Genomic DNA, 21,308 nt, shown 5'->3' on the forward strand with positions numbered 1-21,308 from the left:
TGACGTGGTTTATTTTTTGACTAGGTGCCATTCGGGAAACAATAAATTATTTTCGCTTTTAACCCTCGGTTTAATCCGAAGTCGGTTAGCATTTATTGAGACGATATCGTATCGATAGTTCTCTCCTCTTTCTGGAACCACCACAATCCGCTTTCCATTGGGTGCAATTTTCCAATCACCAGTGATTACTTCATCTCCATTAATGATCATGGAGAAAGTTTTGTCTTTCCGGAAGATGAGTTCACGGTTCTTATACTTTGATTCAATTCGATTCCGTGTTTGAGCATCCAGGTCGTTAAGGGCGCTTCTTTTGTCCTGAGTCATCCTCGACTTTGACTTACCTAAGTCCATGGTCCAAGTACCGGTGACTTGCCTTTCAGTTGCCTTTCCATTTTGACTAAAAGCCTCAGTTGACATACAGATCAGACAAATAAAAATGAGTGCCAAAATTGAGCTGTATTGGTTAGTCGTTTTATTCATTTTCATAGTGCTCATGCTTATTGTCCTTTATAGTTGTATTTGTATGCATTAATGATATTTCCATCGGGATCTTTTACCCACTTCAGTCGACCGAAGGAGTCGTACTCATAGGTGGTTGTTAATCCATTTGGATCGGTTTGTGATTTGATGCCAATTCCCCAATGGTAATCGATTGTGGTGACAAAGGCATCCGACATATTGCGAAGCGATTGCTCCTGAGTAGGAGAAAGCCCACCATCACCTAAATCTGGTGTAGACCCAAGTGCCAGTACTACGTCTGTGTAAGTGGCATTATCAATTTTTGCAACAGGAAGCGTATTGTTGTAGCCCCAGATATAGGTGATATGCATTCCATCTTCCTGAGATACCTCTATTGGATTGCCATAGACATCATACTTATGATATCTTACCCTTGTCTCCAGTGCATTTGCTCCCTTGGCCGTACTCACTTCTGAAGGCATATAAGTGCTGACCGATGTGCTGTAGCCGTTTCTTAAAGTGCTTAGTTTAACCCCCGCCTCATAGGATTCCTGCTCAAGTACAGTGTTCAGCATGTTCTTATCCTCTAAGGCAGCTTTGACTGTAGCGTTCAGCCAGGTAGGATTGTCGTAGACAAAAGTGCTTCGGGATTCTAGCGTATCGCCCTTACTATCCACAGTTTGAGTCCTAGAGACGTTGAAGTACTCATCCGCCAGATCGTCCCAATAATTATGGCTGATTGTTTCAATGTATTGTGTTGTATCACCTAAGGCATACTGCCGTGTGGTTGTTTTTTCTAAGTCTACTCTGCCTGCATAGATATTGTAGTATTTGAGTTCAACCCGGGTCGGTACTGTAGGGTCGGTATCATAGTAATTTTTGGAGGCAATTCCTTTAGCATACTGCCAGGTCTGGTTGACATATGGCAAGGTATGAGAATCACCTATTTGATAGTCTAACTGTACATTCATGCCCTCAGGGAAATCGATGTTTTCAAATCCCGGTAGACCGAAAGTCATAGCATATTGATTCTCAGTACTTCGTACTTTTTCATAATGGGTTCCAGCCCAACGATAATCTGTTTGTTTCTTTAAAAGACCCCTTAGGAAGTCCCTTTCATCTCTAGGCGGAAAAGGATATACTTCATGTACTCCTGCCACACCCAAGTCGAAAAAGGCCTCACCTGATAGGGAGTCGCGATAATATCCGTCATAAAAATCTGGATACCTTTCTGCGGTGGTAAATTCATAAGTGCTCTTACCTGTTTCCTCACCCTCATGGGTCATTACTGTGACTTTCCCGTAGCCGACATATGAGCCATTAGTGGTCATTAGAGGGTATTGAGACCTCATTATGCGCATAATGCCAAACGGCACAACATCTGGAGCTCCAGGACCACCAGCATCGGCCCGTTGAAAGGCATAATTTGGCGCATTTACAATTCTACCAGTGCTGTTGCCAGTTTCTCCCGAAGTATTGTAATAGAAATTTCTTGTAATGTCATTGGTGCTGGAAACACCATCATGGTCCGTTATGGACTTGACTCTTAAGCCGCCCACAGGTTTATTAACCAAAGCAGTTTCATTTGAAAATCTCAGCTGAAGCTTATCATTCGGCTGATAAGTGGTGCAATTCGTTTGAAAATTGAGCTTGATGTAATAAGAACCCGATTCTTTGACAACCCCAACTAAATATGCAGAGTGCGTATTAGCTCCAGATTCAGGTAGCATGGTGAACGTCTCCAGCGGTGCTGGGTCCCCGGTTTTATACACTGCACCGGTAATCGTGCAACCACTTCCTTGGGGTGATACCACTCCACTAATACTTAGAGGAGTAAATACTTGATTGACCAATGTAGTGTTGAAGTAGACATCGGTGCCATTTACTGGAACGTCTATGGGTGCAACTGGAGTCCATGGGTTGTCTAATTCATCTGAAACCGCTGTATTCCCCTCAAACTCAAAAGTAGTATGGCCACCTGTAGGATAGGTAACCTTCTCTAAAACGCCAGCCTTGGTGTAGTCAGCATACGCTTCTCTATTAGCCGTTCCAAATTCGTAGTATAACTCGTTGTAGGAAACATCAAATACCTTTATTAAATAATTTGGTTCTGGAGAAGTATTCTGATCTTGACCATTATAAAAACCCCAATGGTCCTTGGCAAAACTATAGCGATCCGGAAGCTTATAATCCATATTATACTGGAATTGGTAGGGCGGAAGGCTGTTCACCAAGCCACCATCCAGTTCCTGTACTTGATCTAATTTTAATCTTCGTTCAAAATCACCAATCTCCTGGCCTCCTAAGAATAAAAGGCTAGACGGAGATGAATTAATCGGCACCTCACCATCTGGATCATTGGCGTCAAAGTAGCTGTAGGACAAATCGAACCTCTTGATTCGACTACTATCACCATCTGAAATATCAATATAATCGAGGTATTTGTCATTGGTGTAATCAAGTCTGGTATTAGCAGAAATCTGAAAATTTATGAATCCGCCCGGGTAGGTTATTTGCTTTATTCTTTTGGCCGTAACATAATTGCGGGTATAGGTCAAATCACTATTGGGATTAAAAGGAATTGTGCCCTCGGTCTCTAATCTTGGAGATAAGGTGGTATATGTCGGTGTACTCAGTGTACAATTCGAGCAAAAACGATAAGATCCATAACTACAGTTATCACACATTTCGTAGTAACTGAGATTCATTAATTCATTGCCAGAAGGGTCCAATACTGAGGTTAAATACCATGAGGTAACAGGGCTTAGTGAGTTCGCAGTAGGCTGTCCCAGGCCTATAGAAATGGTTCGTTCCTTTTCTTCAAAGAGATAAGTGATACCGTTTTTATCTATAATGGTGAAATAGTCGATTAAGCCTCCTGGAGTTGAGTTATAAGATATACTATCATTTGTTTTTGTCTTACTAATGATATTTCCATCACGATCCAAAAAGAAAGAACCACTTAATCCATTAACACTATAAGTGAATTTGTCAGGCTCCCCATCCAATTCATTCTTTCCATACTTGGCTAGGGTATTACTTGGAATTGTAGTATCAAAAATGTCAAAATCATTTAGTTCTGTGTAACCTTCCCCATCCATGTCATCGGCTAGTCCTCTAATCGTTCTGGAAACGGTTCCTGTAGCATTAAGACTCCAACCAATTCCTACCCAAGGAGCAACTGCTTCAATATTGATCCCTTGAAAACTACTATAACTGAGACTTACAGGAAATTGGAAGCCTCGAACTGATACGGTGTGAATGGGTACCGAAAAGCTGGGTTGACCGGTATAAAAATTCACCCCTGTATTACCGAAGCTCAACAAAGAGGCTGCTTCTGGTGAAGGAGGAATTACATTAGGAACTTCTTGTGCGAATGAGAAGTTCGCAACAAGCAATGCGACAAATGTCAATACTAAATTTCTCATCGATGGGTATGGTTTATTTATTGTCATTAGATGCGGATTCAAGTTTTTCGATTCGGGCTAAAAGCGCTTTGTATTGGGTAGAGAGTAGTGAGTACTGCGTATTAAGTATTGCGTATTTGGACTTAAGGACTGTGTTTTCGGTATTTAGGTCAGTCAGTTCTTTCAGTTTCTGTTCTTGGGCTATGGTATAGAGGCTTAGCTCCTCAATCTTTTCTAATAGTTTTTGCTGGATTAGACCCAGGTCTTGATTGTTTGCCTTGACTTCGGAGGCTGAAGGAAGACCAGGCAAGTGTCCTTTCTCAGCGATAAACTTTTTTAACTCCTCAATGCTCTTCAGAGGATAGTTTTTATCGAAAACATAATCAGGCCATGCCGTTTCGACTTGAACTTTTACCTTTTCCATAATGGCATCTCCACCTACTGAAAGCTTATAGCCAGAAGGGAGGTCATCGGTGCCTACGGTAAGTTGATCTAAGCTTTGTGGAGTCAGTCCAAGTAATTCGGCAATGCTCGGTTCATTACCGTTGACTTCATCAATTCTTGGAGCATAAAAATATTGTCGGTCTGAGGTATTTGTATCGTAATAGAGATAGGACCTATGCGCCAGACTGGTGGTTGATGTTTGAAATTTATAGTCAGTTATACCGTAAACTCTCTCCCCTGTTTCTCCATCATAAATACCACCATAGTTCGTGGTAGATGCGTCTCCACTACCATGAACATAACCTACAATGAGATACCATCTATCAAGAATAGGAGGATCGTTGACCCAGAAATATGGATTTGAATTTGGAGACCCAGCGAGCGTAGTAACCGAAGCCCCTCCTCCATAACAACCCAAATAAGAATATCCATCTTTTGAATTGGTTTTTTTTATCCAGACCGAGACTCGGTACATCTTTGAATGATCAATAGGGCGATAACTTGAGACCCACCCACCATCGGCATTACTAGAAGAGCCAGGACTGGCCTTCCACAATATTGCCCTTTCCCCATGTGGACCGATACCCCATTCACGGGTATTTTCTGATGTAGCGCCATTTTGACTAAAACCAGTTGTACTGCCCGTCCCGACTGTCCAGCCATCCAAATTCAAAAGATTCTGGGCCTTGGTCGGAATAGATACAAAGCAGCACAGCACCCATACACTTATCAATAGCTTATTCATTATTGCTCTTTTCTAATTTTTCAATTCGTTTTAACAGCAGCTCTACCTTCGCTTCGAGATCATTCTTCTCCAAATCCGCTTTTATCGCATAGAGTGTGAGCTCCTCGATCTTTTCTAAAAGTTTTTGCTGGATGAGGCCTAAGTCCTGACCATCGGTTTCCACCTTTTCTGCCTTGGGAATATTCGGGAGATGACCATTTTCCTTGATGAATGAGTTTAACTCAGAAAGGCTTCTGAGATTGTAATCAGGTTTAAAGACATAGTCAGGGAATGAACCAGGATCAGAGGTGACTTTTACTTTTTTAGATTCGATGTTGCCATCGACAATGGCATTATTTCCTATCCTGATGTCTCCATTATCAAAGAACCTAGACATGATTATTTGATCCACTTCATTGTAGAAATAGATAGAGACATTGTCTTTTTCTATTGATGTAGCCTTTCCGCCCGTTCTTAAGAACCTTGCTTTCTTGTCATATGAGGGGTTATTAAAAGTCGCTACATTTTCAACCCTTAGGTCTCCCCTGACTACATTATTAACAAGGTCCGGAGTGAAATCCGGAATATCAGTACCGGCAGGAGATTCATGGATGGTGATTTGATCCTTGTTTGGATTGGAAGAGACTCGCGTTTGCTGATAAGTCAGTTTCACACGATATCTAGAATAGTACCTTACGTCAACATAGACAGGCAGGTGCATATTATCGTACCCACCATAGGTAGTTCCAGAAGCTATGGCCGTTCCCAAAGAAATTTTAGCATTGTGATAAAGACCTTCTGATTCAACAAGTTGAAGCTCTGGTTGAGTATTGTTTGCACCCTGTCCATAACCTACTTCTAAATGGTACTTTTCATAACCAGTTCCATAGTAGGTATGCCATAATTCTATAATTATCGTCCCAGAATACTGCCAATGACGGGAGTTGTAACCGATTGTGGCAACTTCATACCTTCTTGCCTGCGTTGCGTTCGCATTGAGGTTTGAGACGACCGAAGACTTGATACCATTCTGATCAATGTGCGTCTGACCAGATAGACTCATTGTAAACAAGGTCAGAATAGCAACTAAAAAATTAAACTTGTGCATTACCTATTGATTGAGAATTAAAAAAAACATCTGACCTAACCTAATGATGGTCAAAATCAGATAATATAACTTATCAAAACAGTAATAATTCCACCATTAATAGTTATAAAAATTATTAGCTTCACCAATTATAGAAGTTTATTTGATAAGAACAAAACCGTTCATCAATATTTATATATTACAATAAATTAACAGTTCTTTTAAAATTAAATTAGAATACTTTTGGAGAAATTGGGCTTAAAGTAGTTCAAGCCCTTATGATCAGTTAGTTACCCAGAAAATTGGCCAAAAATTCTCCACCTAAGGGGCCGTAACTACAACCTCTAAGGAGTCTGACTTTCAAGATGGTTGAGGTTTCTCTCCCGATGAATCGGGAGAGAAATGACGTGCTAATACAGAGTAATAATACTCCCTCGAATACAAATTATCTCCCTCTGACCGCTTTAAGCGGTCGGACGGCTCACCAGTCAGCCCTCTTTTCTATACTGAGCTTGCCGAAGTATCTTCATCAACATACGCACCTGGTTCGCAATGTAGTGCGGACCCATTATAACAGTTAGAACGCTACTTACTTTCTGGACAGTTAAGGTTTCTCTTCCTGATGAATTGGGTTCGAAATGACATTATCATAACTATTAAAGTCGGTGGCCTAATTCGTATTTCATTGATTATTATTGGCCATCCACTTGAAAATCGTGACCTTGAATGAAAACGTTTAAACCTTCAACACTCCAATCTGTCCAAACAAGGTTAAACTATAACCTCATGAGAAAAATTATTACCCTCGCCCTATTTTGCACAACGGTGGGCGTCATTAATGGCCAGGAAGCCACAATCGATGGACAGTCATCTGACTGGCTCGAGACTGAATTAAAAGTAGACAAGAATACCAAGCTTACAACGGCCATCCGAAACGACAATGAATACCTATACATTCTGTTTCAGGCCGACAATCAAACAAGCATTACAAAAATGCTATCGGCAGGAATGGAAATCAGCTTCAAGGCCAAGACCAAACCCAAAGTCAATGCGAAACTCGAGTTCCCCTTGGAAGCCGAAAGAGGTCAGGGAGGATTCGGTGGTCGTGGAGGACAGCGAAGACAAGGCGGTCAGGCAGGTGGCGGTGCTGACAGAGCAGCTCAAATGAAAGCCAGAATGCAAGGCCTGCTTGAAACTAAAAATGAAGCCAAGCTTAAGGGCTTTTCAGCTTCAAACGGACAAATTCTCTTGAGTGAGATGGAAGGCATTCAAACTGCATTGGCCTTTGATGACAGTGTCGAACAACCTGTTCTCAACTATGAATTGAGAATCCCTTTGGAAGAACTTTATGGTGCTAGCATGGACTGGGACAAAATCACATCTAAGGATTTGAATATTAACATCCGAGTCAACGGCATTGACATGCCTCAGAGCGCTGGTGGTGGCCGAGGTGGCGCTGGATTTGGTGCAGGCGGAGGTCGTGGTGGAGCTGGAGGCGGTGGTCGCGGTGGTGCAGGCGGAAGAGGTGGCGCTGGTGGCCGTGGCGGTGCTGGTGGAAGAGGTGGTGCTCCTGGAGGACAGGGTGCCAATGGTATGTTTACTGATCAAATCATTAAACTGACCTATAAAATTGTGAAAGAATAGTTTTGATTTAATATCAAGTGATATAAAAAATGCCCCGATCGGGGCATTTTTTGTGGAGAATACTGGAGTCGAAACTATATGCGGCAGGCAGGCCGGTGACCTTCCCGAGCAATGCCTCGGGACATTCTAGCCAGCCGAGTTAACTAGGTATTCTATATACCTTCTTGATTTCTTCTTTTTAATCTCAGCCTCACGCTTTCTTGCCTCACCACGGGAAGAATAGATTTCTGAGTACCTCAAAACCCACGGCTTACCACTCTTGGTATATTTAGATCGACCAGCATTATGGTCTGCCAAACGATTAGTCAGGTTGTCACAACTCCCGACATAATATCGATTACGAGATTCAGAATAGATGATATAGACATAAAACTCAACCATAATAAACCAAAAGAGCCCCGATACATCGAGGCTCTTGTTGTGGAGAATACCGGAGTCGAACCGGTGACCTCTACACTGCCAGTGTAGCGCTCTAGCCAGCTGAGCTAATCCCCCATTAATTTAATCTGTTCTTACTTTTAAGAACAGTAATATCTTTTTTGTCAACCGGTGACCTTCCCGAGCTATGCCTCGGGACGCTTTAGCCAGCTGAGCCTGTCTGCCGACAGGCAGGCTAATCCCCCATTAATTTAATCTGTTCTTACTTTTAAGAACAGTAATATCTTTTTTGTCAACCGGTGACCTTCCCGAGCTATGCCTCGGGACGCTTTAGCCAGCTGAGCCTGTCTGCCGACAGGCAGGCTAATCCCCCATTTAATTTAACCTGTTCTTACTTTTAAGAACAGTAATACTTTTCTGTCAACCGGTGACCTTCCCGAGCAATGCCTCGGGACGCTATAGCCAGCTGAGCCTGCCTGCCGACAGGCAGGCTAGTCCCCCATTTGATTTAATCTGTTCTTACTTTTAAGAACAGTAATACTTTTCTGTCAACCGGTGACCTTCCCGAGCAATATCTCGGGATGCTCTAACCAACTGAGACTATCTGCCGATAGGCAGGCTAATCCCTCATTTGATTTAATCTGTTCTTACTTTTAAGAACAGTAATATCTTTTTTGTCAACCGGTGACCTTCCCGAGCTATGCCTCGGGACGCTCTAGCCAGCTGAGCCTGCCTGTCGGCAGACAGGCTAATCCCCTATTAAACACCGAAGCTTTAGCGAAGGTGTTGCAACCCGGTCTAACAGACCTTTCTATTCCGAAGCTCTCACTTTGGAAGGGACGGCAAATATAAGTTGGTGTTTATTGATTTCAAAGGATTCTTCTTGCCCTAAGAAAACGCTTCATATAATAGGGAGAATATAGATTGCTTTCCGTAACACCTAATGAAGTAGAGGAATGTATAAATCGGATATCTCCTCTTCCTCTCACTGCGGTTACGATCCCTGCATGCGTCACTTTTCTTTTGCTCTTGCCAGTAGCGAAAAAGACAAGGTCTCCCGGCTTCAATTCTTTCAGTTTTACCTTGACTCCGCTTTTAGCCTGATCTTGAGATACCCGAGGCATTTTGATGTTTACACTGCGATAGGCATGAAGAATAAGCGCTGAACAGTCAATTCCAACCCGTGTTGTTCCCCCAAACTTGTAAGGAGTCCCAGTATAAGACCTTGCGGTCTGAACCACTAAGTCGATCTTCTTGGTCTTAGCCGTATTGCCCGCGCAGCCGAAAAGAACAATAAGCAAGACTAGAAAAGAAAGGACAGCACTTTTAGGTAATTTGAACAAGGCTCAAGCGTTGGTTCTAACAAAAATACGAGAATTCGTCTATTTCATCATATCTTCAACCCGCCTCTGTCATCTGCGTACACTCAATCATGAAAAAGGTCTTAGTACTGATCTTGTTTGCCTTTGCCTTCAACACTTTATCCTTTGGCCAAAGGAAGTGGAAGGATGAGTACTATCAGACTCTAAATGATGACAACTTTCGAGATTTTAAACTCTTTAATAAGTCACTTGACTTAAAAAACATCGACTATAAAGTATTGAATGCAGCAGTCTTCTTTGTCACCAATGAAGCCAGAATAGAACAAGGCCTTGGTATACTGACCTATCAACCCAATCTGGAAATCATGGCCTGGAATCACTCGATTAGCATGGCAAAGAAGGATTTCTTTGATCATATCAATAAAAAAGAAAGAAAACGCAAGAGCCCAATCAACAGGGCAAAATTGGCAGGGGTTAAAAACCCGAGAATTGGTGAGAATATTTCTGCAGTTGGTGGCCGATCGTTCGGAAACTACTTACAATTGGCCGATCATTTGGTACAGGGGTGGATAGATTCCCCACCACATCGGAAAACACTTTATTCTAAAAATGCCTTGCAACTTGGCTGTGGTGTCTACTATTTTGATGGTCTTTGGCAAAAAAATAGAGACGTTTACAAACAAGGGAACGGTTTTTGGTTAGCTACTCAAAACTTTCAGATGTTTACAAAAGTTGAAAGTGGAACGTCAAAGGATAAGGGACCAAAATAGACTTATGAAAAAGATAATATTAAGTATAGTACTAACAATGGGTGTGGTTGGCTTGAATGCCCAAGAGCTCAGCACCAAAGATATTCAAGCCATCGATCAAAGAACTGGCAATTTCCTGGACTTGATCAAGACTAAAAAATACACTCAGGTATTGGATTATATCTATCCTGAACTGTTCGAACACACCAATAAGAAAAGCATGTTTCAGGTCTTTAGCTTGCTAGAACAAGCGGGTATCGAATTGAAATTCAACAGCTTTGATGTGGTCAGCAAGAAAGCCATTCCTGCAGATGGTGATATCAAGTATGCCATGATCAAATACAATATGGATATGACCCTGCCATTGAATACGGACGACCTTAAGGGTATTGCCGCACTCTTGGTACCATCTATCGAAAGTAGTTTTGGTAAGGAAAATGTGGAGTACAATCGTGCCGAAAGCTATATCAATGTTAAAGGAGAAAAATTCCTGGTGGGTGTGTCTGATCCGAAGTATAAGGATTGGATGTTCATCATTTATGACGACAGCTTCAAAAGCGCTATCGACAAAACACTTCCACCGAAAGTAAGAGCCGCTGCAGCAAGTAGCGCATACTAGAAAGAACACAAGCTGATAATCGAAGAAAGGCCGTCCATATGACGGCCTTTCTTTTTAGCCAAACTCTACTCAAATGAATAAGAAGAGTGTTACTGTACAGGCACTGAGCCTTTGAGTTCACGTGCCAAAAATCTTGCTCTTTGCTCTACGTTCTCCTGATCTATTTCGACTCTTAGATTATCGAATAAGCCTAACAGCTCATCATGATGCTCGACTCCCTGACCTGACTTAAAGTCAAAGTGATAGAACTTTGTCCAAAGCACAGCTTTAACATGCGACTTCGCTTTATTCATCATTACCATTTCAGCTTTTACATATTTATCTGTATAGTCAATCAAGGCAGTTTGAATTACCACTTCTTCCATGACATTGGCTGGTTTTAGATAAGCGATCTCATTATGGCCCACGAGCCATGATCTCTTGTCAATCTGTGCCATAGCAAAGACATTCAGACCATACTCATTCATCAAATGATCTTCTCGCACATTGATCATGTAATCGATGTACTTCGCATTGTTCAAGTGGCCATAAGGATCGCAATCCTGAAATCTAATCGTCCTTTGACCTAAGGGTGTTTTATTGAGTTTTGTCATAACAAAAAATTTACAGACCAGTCGGTCTATTTATTTACAAATTTTTTTAAGCCTCTAGTACTACTTTGATAAACTTCTTCTGCATTTCTAAGTAGTTCAAATCTTTGTGCGCCTTACTCAGCACATAGCCACCTTCGAACATTGCATAAAGTTCATTGGCCTTTTCCTCAGCATTGGTAATCCCTCTTCGCTCCAAGTAGCCAGAAAGATTACTTTGCCAACCTTTGAATACTATATCACAAGCTTTTCGAATCTTCTCATCAATGTTTCCAGCCGCCAATGCAACAGCCGCAATGGGGCAAGCATCCTCAAAATCAGAGTTTCTGAGCTCATCGACCATTACATCGATCATAGCACTTAATCCATCAGTAGCATCCTTACCCCTCAAGGCTTCCCCGTACTTCATCATCATAGCTTCACCGCCATACATAATGGCTTCTTGAATCAACTGATCTTTCCCTTCAGGAAAGTGATGATAGAGACTGCCTTTTGGTACTTCAACCGATTTTAAAATCTCGTTGATACCAGTTCCGAAATACCCCTTCTTTCGAATGAGTTTAGAGGTGGTAGAAACGAGTTTTTCTCTGGTATTCACAATTCAAATATATAAAAATAGACTGAATGGTCTAATTAATTTTCACTTTTCTTTAATGAAAGTGAATGAGAGACTGCAGATACTATTGTAATCACTCTCTTTCATTTTTGATTGCGACACAAAAGAGAGGCACTTGCCTTAGGATAATCACTCATAGTTTTATAATCGGAAGGAAAGATGCTGAAACAAGTTCAGCATGACGAAAAAAGTAAAAGCCGTCATCCTGCCCCGAAACTTCGGGGTGTGTCAGGATTTAGAATGAAGAAGACTCTGAAAGACCCCGAAATTTCGGGGCAGAGTGACGTATGGGTATGAATTGATAATGTATCAAGAAAGGCGATAGTAACGATCAAAAAAAAGCCCCGACTTTTTAGTCGAGGCTTTTGATTTATAACTATCGAGCTCAGAAGCTATTTCACTTCCTCATACTCTACGTCTGATACATCATCAGCTGAACCTTCTGCAGCTCCCGCATCAGCGGCACCTGCTCCTGCATCAGCACCTGGCTGTGCTCCTGCTTCAGCTTGCTGTGCAGCGTACATCTCTTGAGATGCAGCTTCCCATGCTTTGTTCAGGGCTTCAAGGCCAGCATCAATAGAATCAACATCCTGGTTTTGGTGAGCCGTCTTCAGATTGGCTAAAGCTTCTTCGATTGGCTTCTTGTTCTCATCAGACAGTTTATCACCGTAATCTTTCAGTTGCTTCTCAGTTTGGAAGATCAAACCATCAGCCGTATTGAGTTTATCGATTTTCTCTTTCTCCTTCTTATCTGCTTCAGCATTTGCTTCAGCTTCCTGCTTCATCTTATCGATTTCCTCATCTGTCAGTCCAGAAGAAGCCTCAATTCTGATATTTTGCTCTTTTCCAGTGCCTTTATCTTTAGCAGACACATTCATGATACCATTTGCATCGATATCGAAAGTCACCTCAATTTGAGGTACACCTCGCTGTGCTGGTGGAATATCACTCAAGTGGAAACGACCGATAGTTCTGTTATCCTTCGCCATTGGACGCTCACCTTGTAGTACATGAATTTCTACTGAAGGCTGATTATCCGCAGCTGTAGAGAATACTTCCGACTTCTTAGCTGGAATAGTGGTATTAGACTCAATAAGCTTAGTGAATACACCACCCATTGTTTCAATACCCAGAGAAAGAGGAGTTACATCTAGTAGCAATACGTCTTTCACTTCACCCGTTAACACACCACCCTGGATCGCTGCACCAATAGCTACAACTTCATCAGGATTCACACCTTTAGATGGCTTCTTACCGAAGAACTTCTCTACTTCTTCCTGGATTTTAGGAATTCTTGTAGAACCACCCACCAAGATTACTTCGTCAATATCAGAAGTACTGTAACCTGCATCGCTCATTGCCTTTTTCACTGGCTCCATTGAACGCTTCACCAAGTTTTCGGCAAGTGACTCAAATTTTGCTCTTGAAAGGGATCTTACTAAGTGCTTTGGCACACCATCAACCGGCATAATATAAGGCAGGTTAATCTCAGTAGAAGCAGAAGAAGACAATTCAATCTTAGCTTTTTCAGCAGCTTCTTTCAAACGCTGCAAAGCCATTGGGTCTTTTCTTAGGTCGATGCTTTCATCGCTTAAGAACTCTTCCGCCAACCAATCAATAATCACTTGGTCAAAGTCATCTCCACCTAGGTGAACATCACCATTAGTAGATTTTACTTCGAAAACACCGTCACCTAATTCTAAGATTGAGATATCAAATGTACCTCCACCTAAATCGTAAACAGCGATTTTCTGATCTGTATCTTTTTTATCCAATCCATAAGCCAAAGCTGCCGCTGTAGGCTCATTGATAATTCTTTTTACCTCTAGGCCTGCAATCTGACCCGCTTCTTTCGTTGCTTGTCTTTCTGCATCGTTAAAGTAAGCAGGAACAGTCACTACTGCCTCCGTCACTTCTGTGCCCAAGTAATCTTCAGCCGTAGACTTCATTTTCTGAAGTATCATTGCTGAAAGCTCCTGAGGTGTATAGTTTCTGTCACCGATTTTTACTCTTACGGTGTCATTGTTTCCTTTTTCTACCTCGTAAGCAATACCTCTAAGCTCTTCCGAAACATTACTATGTTTCTTTCCCATAAATCGCTTCACGGAGCTAATGGTATTCTTCGGGTTGGTGATCGCTTGTCTTTTTGCTGGATCACCTACTTTTCTTTCCCCGTTGCCATTATCTAAAAAAGCAACGATGGAAGGAGTAGTTCTTCTTCCTTCACTGTTAGGAATCACAACTGGCTCATTACCCTCCATTACCGCTACACACGAGTTGGTAGTACCTAAGTCAATTCCAATAATTTTTCCCATGATCTATAAATAATTTCTTCTAAAATCAATTTGCTGTTCTCCCTTCATCAATGGTTGTGCCAATTGATATTCACTGACATTTGGTGACACATTGGCAGAATTGGAATGAGCTAAAGAATAGATTCATGACAGATATTATATTTGCAGAAATCAACTGACCTACTATTGTTCTTTTTATACTATTTGGTTTTAAAACCAATCTCGTTACTACCATGGCCCCTTGCTTATGGGGTTTCTGATTTTTTATACCTGCTGCTCTACAAAGTCTTTCGATACAGAGTTGCAGTAGTCGACCAAAACATTCGAAACTCATTTCCTGATTACACCGATAAGCAGGTAAAGGAGCTGCGCAGAAAAGCACTCAAAAACTTCTTTGACGTTATGATCGAAGGCTTCAAGCTCTTTAGCATGAGTAACGAAGAGCTGCATAGAAGGATGGTGGCTACTAATCCAGAAATTGTAGATAAGTATCTTGAAGAGAACAGAAGTGTGATCATCACGGGTGGCCACTACAACAATTGGGAGTTCATTGCCAATGGCATTAACCCGTGGATGAAACACCAAACTTGCGGAATCTATCATCAGTTCAAGAATAAATTCGTAGAACGAAAAATGCTTCAAAAAAGGGGACGGACTGGCATGCTGCTCATTTCTAGAAAACAGGTCAAAGAGGGCTTCTTTGATACCTATGATAAACCCTTAGCTACATTTTTCGCAACAGACCAATCGCCTACAATTGCCAAAAAAGTTTACTGGACTACATTCCTCAATCAAGAAACAGCCGTAGCCTTTGGTGCCGAAAAGTTTGCAAGGTCTCAAAATGCGGCCGTCTTCTATGCTTATAACGACAGAGTGAAAAAAGGACATTATCAAATGACCTTCAAGTTGCTATGCGACAACCCTAATGATATGCCAATGGGGGCGATCACCGAAGCTCATGTCAGAACACTCGAAGAGGTAATCATAGACAAACCAGAGTTTTGGCTTTGGACCCACAAACGCTGGAAGAGGAAAAGAAAGCCAGGAGAATAGGCATTCCGACCTAGCAAAGCAGTAATTTTGGCAAACCAGAATAACATTCTGTCTTTTGTCACGAATTATAAATGACACAGATTCTCTACTACCTTATTATTAAGCCTATTTCGCTCCTACCCTGGCGGGTTTTGTATATGCTGTCGGACTTTCTATATCTGATTGTTTACAAGCTATTTGGGTATCGTATCAAGGTGGTGAATCAAAATTTAGAAAATTCATTTCCACAGAAAACGGCCAATGAGATCAAAAAAATTCGAAATGATTTCTATCGACATTTTTGTGATATCACAGTTGAAAGCCTCAAAATCTTTAGCATTAGTGAAGAAGATGCGAAAAAGCGATTTGTGGTGACCAACCCTGAAATCCTTCAGCCTTATTTCGATGCTGGTCGCAGTGTAATCATTGCCGGTGGCCACTATAATAACTGGGAGATGCTGGCAGTGGGAATAGATAGCTATATACCACATCAATCCGTTGCGATTTATCATAGGCTTGGCAATAAGTTTATGAACCAAAAAGCATTGAACTCGAGAGGGAAGTACGGCCTCAAAATGGTTTCACGGCAAGAAGTGAAGGAGTACTTTAAAAAAACCACCGACCTGACTGCCACAATTTTCGGTGCCGATCAATCCCCAAGCATTGCCAAGAAGGTCTATTGGATGGAGTTTTTGAACCAAGAAACTGCCGTTATGTTTGGAGTGGAAAAATTCGCAAAAGAGAAAAACTCGCCTGTCATTTTTGGGGGAATTGAAAAAGTAAAAAGAGGCTTCTATGAATTCACGATTGATGTGCTAATAGAAGATCCGAGCAAAGCCGAACATGGCGAAATCACAGAGGCCCACACCAAAAGGCTGGAGCAGCAAATCATTAACGATCCTCAATATTGGCTTTGGACGCACAAGCGCTGGAAGCGCAAAAGGAAACCAGGAGAAGAGTAGTGTTTTAGTTCAAAACACTACTATGTTTCACTTCGGAACAACTCTTGGAGATGCCCAGTATTTAATTCATTGATTATCAAATATTTATTGAATTGGCACATCGCTTGGCTATACCTGACCAAACGATGAATCATGAAAAATTTTAAATCATACTTAACCCTATTATTACTGGCCATCACGTGTCAGTTATCAAATGCCCAGATCAAAGGAAATGGTCAATTCGAGATGAGAGCATTTGACATGAAAGACATCAAGACGATTGTATTTAATGTTACAGTAGATGCCGAAATAGATCTATCCATTCAGGATGAGCTTTTTGTTCGTGTCGATGGAAATCTTTTTGATCATATGATCATCAAAAAGAAAGGAAATACCTTAAGAATAGATCAGAAGGACTGGATTCAGCCTCAAGCCAATATCAAAGTAATATTCGGAGCCCAGGGGCTTCAAAAACTCAAAAACACCGCTTGGGGCAATATCAAATTGATTAATGTTGATCAAGAAGCCTTCGAAGCACAGATGAACGTAGGGTCATTGCAGATGGAAGGTAAAGTGAAGAACTTAACGGTGTCTACCAACGCTGGAAAAGTAGACTTGAGCAAACTTCAAGTTGAGAAAGCCGATGCATCCATTGAGGCCAATGGAAGAATCATTCTTAATGCAAATCAAATCGAATATAATGGAGATGGCTTTGGACAATTAGTCTATCTGGGTAGCCCTGAGTTGAAAGGGAAGTCTTCAGACCAAGATTTCAACATAACGACTTATGACAATTACCAAAAGCAAGCTTTGGTTGAAGTTGAATATGTAGAGGTAAAGATCAAAAACAATACTGGTCGAAAAAGAAACATAAGGCTCCTTGGTCCGATAGAAAGTCCCTTTGGTTATGGTGCACCGATACGAGCAAAAGCAGTCAAGAATGAAACACTGCCTGTGGGAACCAGAATTTATCAAGAGAATCCGATAGGAAAAGACAAACTCCTCTTGACCATCACTAAAGATAATGCGGGCGAAACCCTAAAACTCTTCAAACAATAGTTCAGCAAACAAAGGGAGTCCAAATTCGACTCCCTTTGTCTTTGATGATACAATCGTTTCCATAATCTCGTACTTATACAAAAATCTCCTTCTAAAGCTGACTTCGAATTTTTAAATTCAGAGCTCAGTACAATGCCACAAAAAGAAGTATCCAAGATTGACCTTAGACATGCTGCCGTTGTAGCACTACTCTTTATAGCCTTTGTGCTGTTAAAATCATGTCAGGAAAAAGAGAACAACTCCTCTGAGTACAATCCTAGTCAAGCAGTATCTATAGCATCCGACTATGTTCCTGACAAAGTTGATTTCAACTTGCATGTTCGCCCTTTACTTTCTGATCGTTGTTTTGCCTGCCATGGACCTGATGCTAACAAAAGGGAATCTGGGTACAGATTATACACTGAAGCCGGAGCATATGCTGCACTCAAAGACAGACCAAATGTTTTCGGAATAGTCCCCGGCAATGTTCAAGCTTCAGAAGTGGTACATCGCATTAGTTCCGATGATCCAACATTGGTGATGCCTCCCCCAGCTTCTAACCTCACGCTTACTTCGACCGAAAAAGAAATACTTACGAAGTGGATAGATCAAGGTGCCAAATGGAAAAAGCATTGGTCATTCATCCCATTGGCAGCGCAGGAAAAACCGGAAACGGTAGATTGGGCACAGAATGATATTGACAATTGGGTGGCACTCAAATATGAAGAAAAGGGATTCTCACCTTCGGAAAAGGCTTCGAAAGAAAGGCTCATTAGGCGGGCTAGTTTTGACCTGACGGGTCTGCCACCCTCGGACGAGCTAAGAAGTTCATTCCTTTCTGACAATACACCGGGAGCCTTTGAAAAAGTGGTTGATCAGCTGATGTCAAGTCAGGCTTATGGTGAGCACATGGCCACCTCCTGGCTCGACCTCGCTCGCTACTCTGACACTCACGGTTACCAGGATGATTTAGAGCGTATCATGTGGCCTTGGCGCGACTGGGTAATCAAAGCCTTCAACGAAAACATGCCATACGATCAGTTTGTCACATGGCAATTGGCAGGCGACCTGCTCCCTAACCCCACCAAAGAGCAAATTCTGGCTACAGCCTTCAATAGAAATCATAAGATCACCCAGGAAGGTGGTGTGATTCAAGAGGAGTATAGAGTGGAATACGTAACTGACCGTGTCAACACTTTCGGTAAAGCTTTTCTTGGGTTAACGCTGGAATGTGCCAAATGTCACGATCATAAATACGATCCGATTTCACAGAAAGAGTTCTTTAGTGTCTATTCCTTTTTCAATTCCGTGCCTGAAAAAGGAAGGATCGACTATGGAGAAATTCCAGAGCCAAAAATCAAAATCACGGAAGCCGATCTCAAGGGTATTCTAAGTTTTGTCAATGCGTCCAAATTCAATGGTGACGACCTAAGCCTTATGGTCATGAAGGACTCAGTTAAACCCAGACCTACTTATGTACTAAATCGTGGCCAGTATGATGCCCATGGCGAAAGGGTCTACCCTACTACGCCTGCGGCAATGAATCCCTTTGGGGATGAGCTTTCGAAAGACAGAATGGGCTTGGCGAAGTGGCTATTCGCAAAAGAAAACCCTCTCACAGCACGGGTAGCCGTCAATCGAATCTGGCAATCCTTCTTTGGAAAAGGGCTTGTCAATACGCCTGCAGATTTTGGCAACCAAGGTAGTCTACCTTCTCACCCCGAACTCTTAGATGATCTTGCCTCTCAATTCATGACATCCGGTTGGGACATCCGTGAAATCCAGAAAAAAATCATGCTTTCCGCTACCTATCAACAAAGCTCAAAAATGAGTCCAGAGTTGTTAGAAAAAGACCCAGAAAACAAATGGCTGACCAGAGGTCCAAGGTATCGCATGACTTTCGAAATGATTCGGGATAATGTACTTGCCGCCAGTGGCCTGCTTAATCGTGAAATTGGCGGACCAAGTGTAAAACCTTATCAACCTGATGGCCTCTGGGCAGAAACTACCTCTGGTGTAGGACTAACGAATTACATTCCAGATCAAGGCAAGTCCCTCTATCGAAGAAGTCTCTACACCTTTTGGAAACGTACCGTACCGCCTCCGGCCATGATGACTTTCGATGCAGCTTCGAGAGACCTTTGCGAAGTCGACCGCCAAAAAACCAATACGCCTTTGCAGGCACTGGTCATGATGAATGATCCTCAAATATTAGAAGCATCAAGAGTACTCGCCTACCGTGTTTTATCCGAGGGAGCATCAGACACTGATAGACTTAACCTAGCCTTTGAAAAAATACTGGGTAGATCACCCTCCAATGAAGAGATTGAGATATTAGGAGGCTTTCTAACAAAGGAAAAAGAGCGGTTTGAGCAGGCACCAGATAAAATTGAGGCCTATTTGACAGTAGGCCAATACAGACAAGAGGAGAAAACAGCTGAAGTTGCCGCCTTTATGTCTGTGATCAATACAATTTTCAATTTAGACGAAGCGATTTCTAAGACCTGATATGCACAAGGAAGAGGAAGAATTTCAGTATAACATGAACAGGCGGCACTTTCTGTCTCAGGCCAGTCTTGGCCTTGGTGGATTGGGCTTAGCCTCACTCCTTTCTCCAAAAAGCCTTTTCAGCAATACGTGCAAACCTGGCCCAGAAGATTTCAGGCACATTGCACCAAAGGCTAAGCGGGTTATTTACCTTTTCCAAAGTGGCGGTCCGTCTCAGCTGGAGCTGTTTGACTACAAGCCCACCCTGAGGCAAATGAATGGTGAAGAGCTACCAGAATCAGTCAGAAATGGCCAGCGCTTGACAGGTATGACCTCTGGGCAAGATAGCTTTCCCCTGGCGGGATCGATCTTCGATTTTAAGCAATATGGCCAAAGTAGGGCTTGGGTAAGTGACATTATGCCTTATACATCCAAGGTAGTGGATGAACTTTGTTTTATAAAGAGCATGCACACCGAGGCCATTAACCATGACCCAGCGATTACCTTTTTTCAAACAGGTTCGCAGCAGCCAGGGCGCCCTAGCATGGGTTCATGGCTCAGCTATGGACTAGGGAGTGACAATGATAACCTTCCGGCATTTTCTGTATTGCTCTCAAGGGGAAGTGGTCGACCACAAGGTCAACCTTTGTATTCTCGCCTCTGGGGGAATGGCTTCTTGAACTCCATACATCAAGGGGTACAGTTCAGATCAGGAAAAGATCCAGTGCTCTATTTGAAAGACCCGAAAGGCATGTCGAAAATGGATAGGCGAAGCATGCTAGATCACTTGTCTCAATTGAATTCCATTCACTCAGCCGAATTTGGCGACCCTGAGATTAACGCTCGAATCGCTCAGTATGAATTAGCCTACAGAATGCAGACCTCGGTACCTGAAACCATGGACATCTCTCAAGAGCCAGACTACATCTATAAAATGTATGGGGCCGATGTGGCACAGCCGGGTACTTTTGCCGCCAATTGCCTTTTAGCAAGAAGGCTAGCGGAAAGAGACGTCCGCTTTATCCAACTCTACCATATGGGTTGGGATCAGCATGAGAATCTTCCAGGGGCGATTGAAAAGCAAGCTAAGGATGTGGATCAAGCCTCTGCTGCACTGATTATGGACCTGAAGCAACGTGGAATGCTCGATGACACCCTTGTGATTTGGGGTGGTGAGTTTGGTCGAACGAACTATTCTCAGGGCACCTTGACCAACACTAATTACGGGCGTGACCATCACCCGAGATGCTTCACCATTTGGATGGCTGGCGGTGGTGTAAAACCTGGTGTATCGTATGGAGAAACGGATGACTTCGGATATAATATTGCCAAAGACCCAGTGCATGTCCATGACTTCCAAGCCACCATGCTTCACTTATTAGGAATTGACCATGAACAGTTGACTTATAAGTACCAAGGCAGAAGGTTCAGACTGACAGATGTAGGTGGCAGAATTATTCATGACATTCTAGCATAA

General features: G+C 42.3%; 17 protein-coding genes and 1 tRNA gene. 8 read left to right on the plus strand and 10 right to left on the minus strand.

The annotated features are described in order from the left end of the window. Nucleotides 1-9: 9 nt before the first annotated feature. Genes BFP97_RS12510 through BFP97_RS12525 form a run of 4 tightly spaced genes read right to left on the minus strand, consistent with a single transcriptional unit; the run spans nt 10 to nt 6,142 of the window. Nucleotides 10-486, minus strand: coding sequence for a hypothetical protein (locus BFP97_RS12510; RefSeq protein WP_139135291.1), 477 nt, complete (start codon nt 484-486; stop codon nt 10-12). A gap of 11 nt (nt 487-497) precedes the next feature. Continuing rightward, entirely contained in the window at nt 498-3,887 is a 3,390-nt protein-coding gene (locus tag BFP97_RS12515; protein WP_170827460.1) for an RHS repeat domain-containing protein, read from the minus strand. 13 nt (nt 3,888-3,900) lie between these two features. Further along, nucleotides 3,901-5,055 carry a hypothetical protein gene (locus BFP97_RS12520; RefSeq protein WP_069842745.1) on the minus strand — a complete coding sequence of 385 codons (1,155 nt, stop codon included), beginning with the start codon at nt 5,053-5,055 and terminating at the stop codon, nt 3,901-3,903. Then, entirely contained in the window at nt 5,048-6,142 is a 1,095-nt protein-coding gene (locus tag BFP97_RS12525; RefSeq protein ID WP_139135292.1) for a hypothetical protein, read from the minus strand. The genes BFP97_RS12520 and BFP97_RS12525 overlap by 8 nt, the downstream gene beginning before the upstream one ends. A gap of 765 nt (nt 6,143-6,907) precedes the next feature. Here BFP97_RS12525 and BFP97_RS20800 point away from each other — a divergent pair. Further along, on the plus strand, nt 6,908-7,765 hold the full coding sequence (locus BFP97_RS20800; RefSeq protein ID WP_185113774.1) for a hypothetical protein: 858 nt from the start codon (nt 6,908-6,910) through the stop codon (nt 7,763-7,765). 126 nt (nt 7,766-7,891) lie between these two features. On the opposite strand, the gene BFP97_RS12535 is transcribed toward BFP97_RS20800, so the two are convergent. The 3 genes from BFP97_RS12535 to BFP97_RS12545 form a co-directional block, all read right to left on the minus strand. After that, complete coding sequence (locus BFP97_RS12535; protein ID WP_069842747.1) at nt 7,892-8,146, minus strand: GIY-YIG nuclease family protein; 255 nt, start codon at nt 8,144-8,146, stop codon at nt 7,892-7,894. Nucleotides 8,147-8,186: 40 nt separating this feature from the next. After that, nucleotides 8,187-8,260: transfer RNA gene (locus BFP97_RS12540), tRNA-Ala, on the minus strand. Nucleotides 8,261-9,012: 752 nt separating this feature from the next. Further along, the gene (locus tag BFP97_RS12545) at nt 9,013-9,486 is read right to left on the minus strand and encodes a C40 family peptidase (RefSeq protein WP_083262545.1); all 474 of its coding nucleotides are present in this window, start codon (nt 9,484-9,486) and stop codon (nt 9,013-9,015) included. A gap of 89 nt (nt 9,487-9,575) precedes the next feature. Here BFP97_RS12545 and BFP97_RS12550 point away from each other — a divergent pair, with 89 nt between their 5' ends. After that, on the plus strand, nt 9,576-10,235 hold the full coding sequence (locus tag BFP97_RS12550; protein ID WP_069842748.1) for a CAP domain-containing protein: 660 nt from the start codon (nt 9,576-9,578) through the stop codon (nt 10,233-10,235). Nucleotides 10,236-10,239: 4 nt separating this feature from the next. Then, nucleotides 10,240-10,833, plus strand: a complete 594-nt coding sequence (locus tag BFP97_RS12555; protein ID WP_139135293.1) for a hypothetical protein — start codon at nt 10,240-10,242, stop codon at nt 10,831-10,833. 89 nt (nt 10,834-10,922) lie between these two features. On the opposite strand, the gene BFP97_RS12560 is transcribed toward BFP97_RS12555, so the two are convergent. The 3 genes from BFP97_RS12560 to dnaK all read right to left on the minus strand — a co-directional run bounded on the left by BFP97_RS12560 (nt 10,923) and on the right by dnaK (nt 14,354). Continuing rightward, nucleotides 10,923-11,426, minus strand: coding sequence for an acyl-CoA thioesterase (locus tag BFP97_RS12560; RefSeq protein ID WP_069842750.1), 504 nt, complete (start codon nt 11,424-11,426; stop codon nt 10,923-10,925). Between the two features lie 46 nt (nt 11,427-11,472). Next, nucleotides 11,473-12,021, minus strand: coding sequence for a TetR/AcrR family transcriptional regulator (locus tag BFP97_RS12565; protein WP_069842751.1), 549 nt, complete (start codon nt 12,019-12,021; stop codon nt 11,473-11,475). Between the two features lie 410 nt (nt 12,022-12,431). Then, nucleotides 12,432-14,354: a molecular chaperone DnaK gene (gene dnaK / locus BFP97_RS12570; RefSeq protein ID WP_069842752.1), complete on the minus strand. Its 1,923-nt coding sequence runs from the start codon at nt 14,352-14,354 to the stop codon at nt 12,432-12,434. 165 nt (nt 14,355-14,519) lie between these two features. On the opposite strand from dnaK, the gene BFP97_RS12575 reads away from it, so the two are divergent. The 5 genes from BFP97_RS12575 (at nt 14,520) to BFP97_RS12595 (ending at nt 21,308) form a co-directional block, all read left to right on the plus strand. Further along, complete coding sequence (locus BFP97_RS12575; protein ID WP_069842753.1) at nt 14,520-15,386, plus strand: lysophospholipid acyltransferase family protein; 867 nt, start codon at nt 14,520-14,522, stop codon at nt 15,384-15,386. A gap of 71 nt (nt 15,387-15,457) precedes the next feature. Next, on the plus strand, nt 15,458-16,327 hold the full coding sequence (locus BFP97_RS12580; RefSeq protein WP_069842754.1) for a lysophospholipid acyltransferase family protein: 870 nt from the start codon (nt 15,458-15,460) through the stop codon (nt 16,325-16,327). 132 nt (nt 16,328-16,459) lie between these two features. Next, the gene (locus tag BFP97_RS12585; RefSeq protein WP_069842755.1) at nt 16,460-17,365 is read left to right on the plus strand and encodes a GIN domain-containing protein; all 906 of its coding nucleotides are present in this window, start codon (nt 16,460-16,462) and stop codon (nt 17,363-17,365) included. A 132-nt stretch (nt 17,366-17,497) separates the two neighbouring features. Then, entirely contained in the window at nt 17,498-19,852 is a 2,355-nt protein-coding gene (locus tag BFP97_RS12590) for a PSD1 and planctomycete cytochrome C domain-containing protein (protein ID WP_069842756.1), read from the plus strand. A gap of 1 nt (nt 19,853) precedes the next feature. Beyond that, nucleotides 19,854-21,308, plus strand: a complete 1,455-nt coding sequence (locus BFP97_RS12595; protein WP_069842757.1) for a DUF1501 domain-containing protein — start codon at nt 19,854-19,856, stop codon at nt 21,306-21,308.

Source organism: Roseivirga sp. 4D4 (genome assembly GCF_001747095.1).
In the GTDB taxonomy this organism is placed as follows: domain Bacteria; phylum Bacteroidota; class Bacteroidia; order Cytophagales; family Cyclobacteriaceae; genus Roseivirga.